7 protein-coding genes are annotated in these 11,512 nt (G+C 64.2%); 4 read left to right on the top strand and 3 right to left on the bottom strand.

Annotation, left to right across the window (positions count from 1 at the left end; genetic code table 11):
• Positions 1 to 39: 39 nt before the first annotated feature.
• Positions 40 to 1,257, top strand: coding sequence for a DUF459 domain-containing protein (locus tag LB526_RS05060; RefSeq protein WP_224626578.1), 1,218 nt, complete (start codon positions 40 to 42; stop codon positions 1,255 to 1,257).
• A 128-nt stretch (positions 1,258 to 1,385) separates the two neighbouring features.
• On the top strand, positions 1,386 to 1,793 hold the full coding sequence (locus tag LB526_RS05055) for an MAPEG family protein (RefSeq protein WP_224626576.1): 408 nt from the start codon (positions 1,386 to 1,388) through the stop codon (positions 1,791 to 1,793).
• Between the two features lie 138 nt (positions 1,794 to 1,931).
• Here LB526_RS05055 and LB526_RS05050 read toward each other — a convergent pair whose 3' ends face one another.
• Both LB526_RS05050 and gltB read right to left on the bottom strand, forming a co-directional pair.
• Positions 1,932 to 3,386: a glutamate synthase subunit beta gene (locus tag LB526_RS05050; protein WP_224626574.1), complete on the bottom strand. Its 1,455-nt coding sequence runs from the start codon at positions 3,384 to 3,386 to the stop codon at positions 1,932 to 1,934.
• 142 nt (positions 3,387 to 3,528) lie between these two features.
• Positions 3,529 to 8,265: a glutamate synthase large subunit gene (gltB, locus tag LB526_RS05045; protein ID WP_224626573.1), complete on the bottom strand. Its 4,737-nt coding sequence runs from the start codon at positions 8,263 to 8,265 to the stop codon at positions 3,529 to 3,531.
• Between the two features lie 490 nt (positions 8,266 to 8,755).
• Between gltB and LB526_RS05040 the strand changes: the two genes are divergently transcribed.
• Positions 8,756 to 9,805: a threonine aldolase family protein gene (locus LB526_RS05040; RefSeq protein WP_224524181.1), complete on the top strand. Its 1,050-nt coding sequence runs from the start codon at positions 8,756 to 8,758 to the stop codon at positions 9,803 to 9,805.
• A 25-nt stretch (positions 9,806 to 9,830) separates the two neighbouring features.
• Entirely contained in the window at positions 9,831 to 10,724 is an 894-nt protein-coding gene (locus tag LB526_RS05035) for an MBL fold metallo-hydrolase (protein ID WP_224524179.1), read from the top strand.
• Between the two features lies 1 nt (position 10,725).
• On the opposite strand, the gene LB526_RS05030 is transcribed toward LB526_RS05035, so the two are convergent.
• The gene (locus LB526_RS05030) at positions 10,726 to 11,478 is read right to left on the bottom strand and encodes a sulfite exporter TauE/SafE family protein (RefSeq protein WP_224524177.1); all 753 of its coding nucleotides are present in this window, start codon (positions 11,476 to 11,478) and stop codon (positions 10,726 to 10,728) included.
• Positions 11,479 to 11,512 lie beyond the last annotated feature (34 nt).

The raw sequence follows: 11,512 nt of genomic DNA, 5'->3' as shown, positions 1-11,512 counted from the left end.
CCACGTCTTCCGGTCATGCGCCAAGGGATGGAGAGGTGTTTGGTTTCGGTTGCGCGTATCAGGCAGGGCATTCGCCGGGCGCCGATCCTGTTTCTCGCCCTGGCCGTGCTCGTCGTCACTGCCGCGGGCGCTTTCCACGCACCGGCATTCGCGCAGGAGGAAAGCCGCGGCTGGTCGTTGCGTGACCTTCTGTTCCCGCGCCGCAGCGAACGCGTCGAGCCACCGTTCGAAATCCAGAAATCAAGGCCGAAGCCGAAGAAGAAATCCAAGCCGCGTCCTCCGGCCGAGCCGGAAACGCCGATCGTCGAGAAGACGAACGATGCCCGTGTCGTGCTGGTGGTCGGCGATTTTCTGGCGGGCGGGCTGGCCGAGGGCCTGGACACCGCCTTTGCCGACAATCCCGCCGTCAGGATTGTCGCCCGCGCCAACGGGTCGTCGGGCTTCGTTCGCGACGATTTCTATAACTGGCCGGTCGAGATCAAGTCGTTGATCGAGACCGAGAAGCCGTCGGCCGTGATCGTCATGCTGGGCTCCAATGACCGCCAGCAGATGCGGGTCGGCGAGGTGCGCGAGCAGCCGCGCTCGGAGAACTGGACCAAGGAATACGAGCGCCGCGCCGATGCGCTCGGCAAGGCCATCCAGGACACCAAGGTGCCGTTCCTGTGGGTCGGCATGCCGGCTTTCGGTATGTCGAAGATGAACTCAGACATGCTCGCCTTCAACGACATCTACCATTCGGTCGCCGAAAAGCATGGCGGCGAATTCGTCGACGTCTGGGACGGCTTCGTCGACGAGAATGGCGCTTTCGTCACCTCCGGCCCGGACATCAACGGCCAGCCTGTTCGCCTGCGTTCCGATGACGGCATCAACGTCACCAAGGCCGGCAAGCGCAAGCTCGCCTTCTATACGGAAAAGCCGCTGGCGAAGATCCTGGGCCTGGCGGCGCCCGGAAGCGTCACGACCGTGTCGGCGCCGGCCGGCGCTCCGGTCGAGGCGCCGAAGCCGGCCGCGGCGCCCGTCATCGTCGACCGCACCGCGCCGATGCTTCTCGGCGACCCGGCGCTCGACGGCGGCACCGAGCTGCTCGGTGCCGCGCAGCCGGCCAGGGCCGATCCGAACCTGCCAGGCGAAAAACTGATCGTCGAAGGCAAGGCGCCCGCCGCCTCGCCCGGCCGCGCCGACGATTTTTCATGGCCGCCGAAGACGCAGCCGGCGACAGCAGCTGTCGAGTCGGACCCCACGCCCGCCAGTCCTTAATCGACGTCCATCGGATTCGTCGGGATATCCGTTAAGGAGATCACCCTTAGATCGCCCTGCGTGAAAGGATTTCACGCCAAGCCGAACAATGGCATTGTTCTATTCCGCTGGGATTACAGGGGGCGAACATGTCGGCGACGGGCTATGCCTTGCTTGGCTTCGTAACTTGGACCCTCCTCCTGCTTGTATGGATGGAGATCCTGCGCACCCGTCTTGTGGTGAGTGGGCGCATCCCGGCAAATGGCTTCACGCCGGATAACGCAGGTCTTTCGCCCTTTTTGCAGCGGCTTGCGCGAGCCCACGCCAATTGCATTGAGGGACTCCCGATATTCGGTGGCCTCATGGGCGTTGCCATGATGACTTCGCGGACGGGGATCACCGACCCACTTGCATACTGGTTTATTGCCGCGCGGCTAATCCAGTCGGCCATTCATCTGGCGTCGACAAGTCCAAACGCGGTCAAGGCTCGATTTTCCGCGTTCGCGGTCCAGATGGCCATCGGCCTCTACTGGGCGGTAAAGCTGCTGGCCGGTTAGCGCTTCAAGAAGCAAGAGCATGATCCCGAGAAGTGGGAACCGGTTTTCGGATAAAGATCATGATCCAACAAAGAGTTAGACCGTGATGGCGGTTCAACGAAACGCCATCAGGGTCTAACGGCTGAGTGCTTTGAAGCCTTACCGCGGCAGCACCGTCGATCCCATCAGCGCCTCGTCGATCGAGCGCGCCGCCTGGCGGCCCTCACGGATCGCCCACACCACCAGCGACTGGCCGCGGCGCACGTCACCCGCCGCATAGAGCTTGTCGACGCTGGTCTTGTAGTCGCGATCGTTGGCCTCGACATTGTTCGAGCGGCGGCTGTCGGTGACGACTTTGATCTTGCCGTCGAGCTCCTTCATCAGGCTGTCGCCCGCCGGACCGGCGAAGCCGATAGCGATGAAGGCGAGATCGGCGCGGATGACGAACTCGCTGCCGGCGATCGGCTTGCGCTTGTCGTCGACCTCGCAGCAGCGAACACCGGTCAGCTGGCCTTCCTCGCCGATGAACTCGAGCGTCGCCACCTGGAATTCGCGCTCGGCGCCCTCGGCCTGCGAAGAGGACGTGCGCATTTTCGTCGCCCAGTAGGGCCAGACGGCAAGCTTGTCTTCCTTCTCCGGCGGCTGCGGGCGGATGTCGAGCTGCGTCACGCGCACCGCGCCTTGGCGGAAGGCGGTGCCGATGCAGTCGGACGCGGTGTCGCCGCCGCCGACGACCACGACATGCTGGCCACCGGCAATGATCGGGTGCGAGGGCCAGGCCACCGACTGGATCGGCTCGCCGCCGACGCGACGGTTCTGCTGCACCAGATAGGGCATGGCGTCATAGACGCCGCTGAGGTCGCTGCCCGGAATGCCGGCCGGACGCGGCGTCTCCGAACCGCCGCAATAGAGCACAGCGTCGAATTCCCCGAGCAGATCGGCCGCTTTCATGTCCACGCCGACATTGACGCCGCAATGGAAGGTCACCCCCTCGCCCTGCATCTGCTCGATGCGCCGGTCGATATAGTGCTTCTCGATCTTGAAGTCCGGTATGCCGTAGCGCATCAGCCCGCCGGGGCGGCTTTCGCGCTCATAGACATGCACGTCATGACCGGCGCGGCCGAGCTGCTGCGCCGCTGCCATGCCGGCCGGGCCTGAGCCGATGACGGCAACGCGCTTGCCGGTCTTCTTCTCCGGCGGATAGGGCCGGATGTGGCCGGTCTCATAAGCCTTGTCGGCGATCGCCTGCTCGACCGTCTTGATGGCGACCGGAATGTCCTCGAGATTCAGCGTGCAGGCTTCCTCGCAGGGCGCGGGACAGATGCGGCCGGTGAACTCGGGGAAATTGTTGGTCGAATGCAGGTTGCGGATCGCGTTGTCCCAGTCGCCATTGTAGACGAGGTCGTTCCAGTCCGGGATCTGATTATGGATCGGGCAGCCGGTCGGCCCGTGGCAGAACGGAATGCCGCAATCCATGCAACGCGCGGCCTGTTTCTCGACTTCCTTGTCCGACATCGGCAGCGTGAATTCACGGAAGTGCCGGACGCGGTCCGAGGCAGGCTGGTACTTGTGCACCTGCCGGTCGATCTCGAGAAAGCCTGTTACCTTGCCCATAGTCCAGTCCCTGCTGTCCGAAGGCACGCTTTTGTCGCGCACCCGTTAACCCCATAAGGCTGCCATGGCAACCTTCGTTCCGAGGTCAGGATTGTTGGTGAGGATGCCGGCCGGAAAGTCATCTTCCCGGCCGTGCCCGAAACTATTCCGCCGCCACGCTCATGCGCATGCGTTCCATCTCGATCAGCGCGCGGCGATACTCCACCGGCATGATTTTCCGGAATTTCGGCCTAAAATTCTGCCAGTCGTCGAGGATCTCGCGGCCGCGCACCGAACCGGTGAAATGCACGTGGTTCGAGATTAGCTGGTAAAGCCGCTCCTCGTCATGGCTGGTCATGTCGCCGGAGACGTCGACGCGGCCCTTGTGGTCGAGGTCGCCGCCGTGATGGAGCAGCTTCTCCATCAGATCGTCCTCTTCCGGAACCGGCTCCAGCTCGACCATCGCCATGTTGCAGCGCTCGGCGAAGTCGCCCTTCTCGTCCAGCACATAGGCGACGCCGCCCGACATGCCGGCCGCGAAGTTGCGCCCGGTCTTGCCGAGCACGACGACGATTCCGCCGGTCATGTATTCGCAGCCGTGGTCGCCGACGCCCTCGACGACGGCCGCCACGCCGGAATTGCGCACCGCGAAACGCTCGCCGGCGACGCCGGCGAAATACGCCTCGCCTTCGGTGGCGCCGTAGAGCACCGTGTTGCCGACGATGATCGAGTCCGCCGCGACGATCTTGGCCTCTTGCGGCGGCCGGATGACGATGCGGCCGCCCGACAGGCCCTTGCCGACATAGTCGTTGCCGGCGCCGACCAGCTCGAAGGAGACGCCGCGCGCCAGGAAGGCGGCGAAGGACTGGCCGGCGGTGCCGGTCAGCTTCACCTTGATCGTGTCCTCGCGCAGGCCCTTGTGCTTGAAACGCTTGGCGACTTCACCCGACAGCATGGCGCCGACAGAGCGGTCGACATTGCGGATCGGCAGCTGGATGGTGACCGGCTGCTTGGCGTCCAGCGCCGGCTTCGCCAGCTCGATCAGCTTGCGGTCGAGCACGTCGTCAATCGGATGCTTCTGCCGCTCGGTCCAGTGCAGCGCCTCATGCGGCGCGTCCGGCTTGAAGAACATCTTTGAGAAATCGAGCCCGCGCGCCTTCCAGTGTTGGATGACGTCGCGCTTTTCCAGGAGATCGGTGTCGCCGATGATCTGGTCGATATGGGTGAAGCCCATCTCGGCAAGCAGCGCCCGCACCTCTTCCGCCACATAGAAGAAGAAGTTGATGACGTGCTCCGGCGTGCCCTTGAAGCGCTTGCGCAACACCGGGTCCTGCGTCGCCACGCCGACCGGGCAGGTGTTGAGGTGGCACTTGCGCATCATGATGCAGCCGGCCGCGATCAGCGGCGCGGTCGAGAAGCCGAACTCGTCGGCGCCGAGCAGCGCGCCGATGATGACGTCGCGCCCGGTGCGCAGGCCGCCATCGACCTGCAGCGCGACGCGCGAGCGCAAGCCGTTGAGCACCAGCGTCTGATGCGTTTCGGCAAGGCCCATTTCCCACGGGCTGCCGGCATGCTTGAGCGAGGTCAGCGGCGAAGCGCCGGTACCGCCGTCATAACCGGAGATGGTGATGTGGTCGGCGCGCGCCTTGGCGACGCCCGCCGCGACCGTGCCGACACCGACCTCCGACACCAGCTTGACCGAGACGTCGGCCGCCGGATTGACGTTCTTCAGATCGTAGATCAGCTGCGCCAGATCCTCGATCGAATAGATGTCATGATGCGGCGGCGGCGAGATCAGGCCGACGCCGGGCGTCGAGTGCCTGACCTTGGCGATGGTCGCGTCGACCTTGTGTCCGGGCAACTGGCCGCCCTCGCCGGGCTTGGCGCCCTGCGCCACCTTGATCTGCATGACATCGGAATTGACCAGATACTCCGCCGTGACGCCGAAGCGGCCCGACGCGACCTGCTTGATCGCCGACCGTTCCGGGTTCTTGCCGCCGCCGGGCAGCGGCAGGTAGCGGTCGGCCTCTTCGCCGCCCTCGCCGGTGTTGGACTTGCCGCCGATGGCGTTCATGGCCCGCGCCAGCGTAGTGTGCGCTTCCCTGGAGATCGAGCCGAACGACATCGCCCCGGTCGAGAAGCGCTTGACGATCTCGGCCGCCGGCATGACGTCCTCGATCGCGACCTTCTTGCGGCCGGTCTCGTCCGCTGTTCTGATCTTGAACAGGCCGCGAATGGTCTGGGCGCGCGCGGTCGCGCTGTCGATCTGCGCCGAATAGTCCTTGAACGTGTCCCAGGAGCCCTGCCGCACGGCGTGCTGCAGGCTGGCGACGGCATCGGGCGACCACATATGCGCCTCGCCGCGCATGCGGAACATGTACTCGCCGCCGACCTCGAGATTGTTGCGCAGCACCGGATCGCTGCCGAAGGCATCGCTGTGGCGGCTGAGCGTCTCGGTGGCGATCTCGTCCAGGCCGACGCCTTCGATCAGCGTCGCTGTGCCGGTGAAATACTTCTCGACGAAGTCTGACTTCAGCCCGATGGCGTCGAAGATCTGCGCGCCGCAATAGGACTGATAGGTCGAGATGCCCATCTTGGACATCACCTTGAGGATGCCCTTGCCGATCGACTTGATGTAGCGCGAGACCACCTCGTATTCGTCGACCTCTTCCGGCAGCTCGCCACGCTTGTGCATGTCGAGCAGCGTGTCGAAGGCGAGATAGGGATTGATCGCCTCCGCGCCGTAACCTGCCAGGCAGCAGAAATGATGCACCTCGCGCGGCTCGCCGGATTCCACCACGAGGCCGACCGCGGTGCGCAGGCCCTTGCGGATCAGGTGATGGTGCACGGCCGCCGTCGCCAGCAGCGAGGGAATGGCGATGCGGTCCGGGCCGACCTGGCGGTCGGACAGGATAATGATATTGTAGCCGCCGGCGACCGCCGCCTCCGCGCGCTCGCAGAGCCGGTCGATGGCGCCTTGCATGCCGGCGGCGCCCTCGTTCGAGCCGTAGGTAATGTCGATCGTCTTGGTGTCGAAACGGTCCTCGGTGTGGCCGATCGAGCGGATCTTCTCCAGATCGCCATTGGTCAGGATCGGCTGGCGCACTTCGAGCCGCTTGCGGCGCGACGTGCCGACGAGGTCGAAGATGTTGGGCCGCGGCCCGATGAACGATACCAGGCTCATCACCAGCTCCTCGCGGATCGGGTCGATCGGCGGGTTGGTGACCTGGGCGAAGTTCTGCTTGAAATAGGTGTAGAGCAGCTTCGACTTGTCCGACATCGCCGAGATCGGCGTGTCGGTGCCCATCGAACCCACCGCTTCCTGGCCGGTGGTCGCCATCGGCGCCATCAAAAGCTTGGTGTCTTCCTGCGTGTAACCGAAGGACTGCTGGCGATCGAGCAGGCTGACATCCTTGCGCAGCGCGCGCGGCTCGACCGGCTTCAGATCTTCCAGGATCAGCTGCGTGTTGGCGAGCCAGGTCTTGTAGGGGTGCCTGGTCGCGATCTCCGACTTGATCTCCTCGTCGGAAACGATGCGGCCCTTGGCGAGATCGATGAGCAGCATGCGGCCGGGCTGCAGCCGCCACTTCTGCACGATCTTTTCCTCCGGCACCGGCAGCGCGCCGGCTTCCGACGCCATGATGACGCGGTCGTCGTCGGTGACGATGTAGCGCGCCGGGCGCAGGCCGTTGCGGTCGAGCGTGGCGCCGATCTGGCGGCCGTCGGTGAAGACCACCGCCGCTGGTCCGTCCCACGGCTCCATCAGCGCCGCATGGTACTCGTAGAAAGCCTTGCGGTCGGCATCCATGAGCTTGTTGCCGGCCCAGGCTTCCGGGATCAGCATCATCATGGCGTGGGTGAGCGAGTAGCCGCCCTGGAACAGGAACTCGAGCGCGTTATCGAAGCACGCCGTGTCCGACTGACCTTCATAGGAGATCGGCCAGAGCTTCGAGATGTTGTTGCCGAACAGCTCGGAATCGACCGAGGCCTGGCGCGCCGCCATCCAGTTGTTGTTGCCGCGCACGGTGTTGATCTCGCCGTTATGCGCGACCATGCGATAGGGATGCGCCAGCTTCCATGACGGGAAGGTGTTGGTCGAAAAACGCTGGTGGACCAGGATCAGCGCCGTCTCGAAGCGCGGATCCTTGAGGTCCTTATAATAGGCGCCGACCTGGTAGGCCAGGAACATGCCCTTGTAGACGATGGTGCGCGCCGACAGCGACACGCAATAGGCGCCGACATCCTTGTTGTCGTTCTCGGCATAGATGCGGCCCGAGATCACCTTGCGCAGCAGATAAAGCCGCGCCTCATATTCCTCGTCGTCCGGGATGTCGGCAGTGCGGCCGATGAACACCTGCCGATGGAACGGCTCGGACGCCACGATATCCGGCGCCTTCGACAGCGACGAATTGTCGACCGGCACGTCGCGGAAACCGATGAGCGGCAGCCCTTCCGACTGCGCCGATTCGGCGATGATCTCTTCGATATGGGCGCGCAGCGCCGCGTCCTGCGGCATGAACCAGTGGCCGACGCCGTATTGACCGGCCGGCGGCAGTTCGACGCCCACGACCGCCATTTCTTCGCGGAAGAAAGCGTCCGGGATCTGCACCAGCACGCCGGCGCCGTCGCCGACCAGCGGATCGGCGCCGACGGCGCCGCGATGGGTGAGGTTTTCCAGCATCGCCAGGCCGTCCTCGACGATCCCGTGCGATTTCACGCCCTTCATATTGGCGATGAAGCCGACGCCGCAGGCGTCGTGCTCGTTGCGCGGATCATAGAGGCCCTGCGCGGTCATGCCGTTGGCGGTTCGCAGCCCTTTGGTCAGGACGGTATTTTTAACGGCTGCCGCTTTCGTCTGCGCGGCCTGGCCGTTGATCGCAGATGGCGTCAGTTCCGTCATCGTCCTATCCTCCGTTCTCCACCTTGGCCCCGATTGTCTCAGGACGCTGGTTTGCCTTGGGAAGCATGATGCTTCCCCTTCATGTTGCTGCACGTCTCGCGAAATCCACCGAACCAAACGGCTATACGCCCGGTTCGCATCCGGTATCGTACAGGCCAGAGCCGGGCCGTCTACCCGCCGCTCGCGACAATGGCCGGAATGGCAGCGATGATACGCCAGTCCGGCCTGTTTTGTGCGACAAAATAAGACAGCACTACTGTCCTAAATTTTTTATGGCAGAAATCAGACAGCCGCACAAGACCGATTCACAAAAAACTTGGGCGTGCCACGACACAAAATTTCGCGAAAGGCGCCGGAAACGCAAGCTTTGGTCCAGGCGTTTTGGCGCCGATTGCTGGCTTCACCGCTTTGCCCACGATTGGCCCTTGCGCTTCGACTGCCGAAGCGGTCAAGTCCCGCCGCTTTCGCCAATCACGATACGGATTTCTCGATGTTCTTTGCATCCGACAACTGGGCGGGCGTCCATCCCGACATTTCGGCCAACCTGTCGCGCCATGCCGCAGGCATCGCGACCGCCTATGGCGACGGCGATCTGGACCGCGCCGTCTATCGTCGCTTCAACGAGATCTTCGAGCGCGAGGTGCAGGTCTTCTTCGTCGCGACCGGCACGGCGGCCAACGCGCTTTCGATGGCTGCGTTGAACCGCATCGGCGGCATCGCGCTTTGCCATTACGAAGCGCATATGAATGTCGACGAGTTCGGCGCGATGGGTTTCTACACCGGCGGCGCGCGCATGGCGCCGGTGGCGGGACCGCTGGGACGCATGACCCCGGAGGCTCTCGACCGGACCATCAAGCGATATTCGCAGGACCTGGCCCCCGCCGGCCAGCCGATGGCGGTCACCGTGACCCAGGCGACCGAGGTCGGCACGGTCTACAGCGTCGACGATGTCAAGGCGATCGCCGAGGTCAGCCGCCGCCACAAGCTGCCGCTGCACATGGACGGCGCGCGCTTCGCCAATGCGATTGCAGCGACCGGCGTCAGCCCGGCCGAAATGACCTGGAAGAGCGGCGTCGATCTTATATCCTTCGGCGGCACCAAGAATGGCTGCTGGATGGCCGATGCGGTCGTGGTTCTCAATCCGGATGCCGGCAAGGATCTGCGCCTGCTGCGCCAGCGCGCCGGACAGACTTTTTCCAAGGCCCGCTTCATCTCGGCCCAGTTCGAGGCCTATTTCACCGACGATCTGTGGTTGAGGATGGCAGGCCACGCCAATGCGATGGCCGCGCATTTGGCCGAGACGATCGAGGATGCGCCGGCCGGCAAGCTCGCCTGGCTGCCGCAGGCCAACGAAGTGTTTGCCATCCTCGGTCGGGCCACCGCGGAAAAGCTGCAAGCGGCCGGCGCCAAATTCTACGAATGGGGCGTGCCGCAGGGTTTCGATGGCCACCTCGGCGATAGTGAAGCGATCTACCGCTTCGTCGCCAGCTTCGCCACCACGACGCAAGAGATCGACCGTCTCGGCCAGTTGCTTGGCTGAGCTTGCGGCACTCGGGAGCAGCCAGATGACCAAGCCGTCTCTCGGCTCGACGATGCGGCTGGTCCGTCCGGCGCCGAACGTGCTGGGCTTCTATGACGGCCGCATCGAAGGCGTTCGCATCTGGTCGCACGAGCCGAACTGGCTTGACGACGGCGCTTACACGCTTGGCATCTGCACCTATGCGATCGTCGACGGCTCGCAGGCGCTTGTCTATGACACGCACATATCCCTGCCCCATGCCCGCTTCATCCGGAAAACCCTTGAGGAGATGGGCGTAACCTCGATGCGCGTCGTGCTCAGCCACTGGCATGACGATCATATCGCCGGCAACGAGGTGTTTGAGGATTGCGAGATCATCGCCAACCGCCTCACCGCCTTGGCGCTCGAACGCGGCCGGGCCGACATCGAGGGCGGTAATCCGCCGATCAAGCCGCTCGTGCTGCCCAACAGGGTTTTCGACAACAGCCTCAGCCTGACGGTCGGGGCGGTCCCCATCGAACTGCGCCAGGTCGAGATCCACAGCCATGACGGCACGGTGCTGCTGATGCCCGACGCCGGCCTGCTTTTGGCAGGCGACACGCTGGAAGACTCCGTCACCTATGTGTCGGAGCCGGAGCGCCTGAGCGAGCATCTGGTCGACCTTGGGCGCATGTCCAGTTGGCAGTTCGATCGAATTCTGCCCAACCACGGTTCCTTTGAGGCGATCGAAGCCGGCGGCTATGACAGAAGCTTCATCGACGCCACCGAGGCCTACGTCCGAAAGCTGCTTGCCTGCCGGCAAGACCCCGACCTAGCCAAGCAGGATCTGCGGACCTTCGGCGCCGAGATTTTCGCCACCACGGCGACCGAGTATTTCGCGCCATACGAAGCCGTTCACCGACAGAACGTCGCGGCGATCCTCGCGGCAAGCAGCCGATAGATCAGGCGAGGAATGGCCGCAGCAACAACTCGACGCCGAGCAGGACCAGAAAAATCAGGAACCAGCGGCGAAAAGTTGCCGGGCTGATCTTCCGGCGCAGGATTTGCCCCAGCCACATGCCGAGCAGGGCCGGCAGCACGGCAAGCGAGGACATCGCCAGATGTCCCGCCTCGAAGACGCCATGCGAGGCAAGGCCCAGCGCCAGGGCGATCGTCGACACCGTGAAGGAAAGACCGAGCGCCTGGATCAGATCGTCCCGGCTCAAGCCCAGCGCCTGGATGTAAGGCACGGCGGGCACTACGAAGACGCCGGTGCCGCCCGTGACCAGGCCGGTGAGAAAACCCACGACCGGCGACGACCAGCGCTCGCTTTTCTCGGGAACGACAGGCTGCCGCGCGAGCAGGCTATAGGCGGCATAGGCGATCAATGCCGCGCCGAGGCCGGCGGTCGTCCATTTGACATTGTCGCTGGCGAGCAGCCGCGAGCCGGCGATCGTGCCGATCAGAATGCCCGCCATCATCAGCCAAAGCCGGCGCAGGATCGCCGAAAAACTCGGGCCGGCGAAAAGCTGCCAGACATTGCTGACGAAGGACGGCACGATCAGCAGCGACGCCGCGGTCACCGGCGGCATGATGGTGCCAAGCAATCCCATGGCCAGCGTCGGCAGGCCCATGCCGGTGACGCCCTTGACGATACCGGCGAGCAGGAAAGTGATTGCAACGGTGAGTGTCAGCAGCAGGGAAAAATCGGACATCGCCCTTCATGATCCGCCGCTGCATGCTTCAAAA

The organism is Mesorhizobium sp. CA6 (genome assembly GCF_020165035.1).
Classification (GTDB): domain Bacteria; phylum Pseudomonadota; class Alphaproteobacteria; order Rhizobiales; family Rhizobiaceae; genus Mesorhizobium.
The sequence above is the reverse complement of the archived record's forward strand: the minus strand, read 5'-3'. Positions and strand labels throughout refer to the sequence as shown.

Excerpts from the sequence above, each read along its gene's own strand:
- gltB (WP_224626573.1), bottom strand. The coding sequence starts at position 8,265 with ATGACGGAACTGACGCCATCTGCGATCAACGGCCAGGCCGCGCAGACG.
- LB526_RS05050 (WP_224626574.1), bottom strand. The coding sequence starts at position 3,386 with ATGGGCAAGGTAACAGGCTTTCTCGAGATCGACCGGCAGGTGCACAAG.
- LB526_RS05055 (WP_224626576.1), top strand. The coding sequence starts at position 1,386 with ATGTCGGCGACGGGCTATGCCTTGCTTGGCTTCGTAACTTGGACCCTC.
- LB526_RS05040 (WP_224524181.1), top strand. The coding sequence starts at position 8,756 with ATGTTCTTTGCATCCGACAACTGGGCGGGCGTCCATCCCGACATTTCG.
- LB526_RS05030 (WP_224524177.1), bottom strand. The coding sequence starts at position 11,478 with ATGTCCGATTTTTCCCTGCTGCTGACACTCACCGTTGCAATCACTTTC.
- LB526_RS05035 (WP_224524179.1), top strand. The coding sequence starts at position 9,831 with ATGACCAAGCCGTCTCTCGGCTCGACGATGCGGCTGGTCCGTCCGGCG.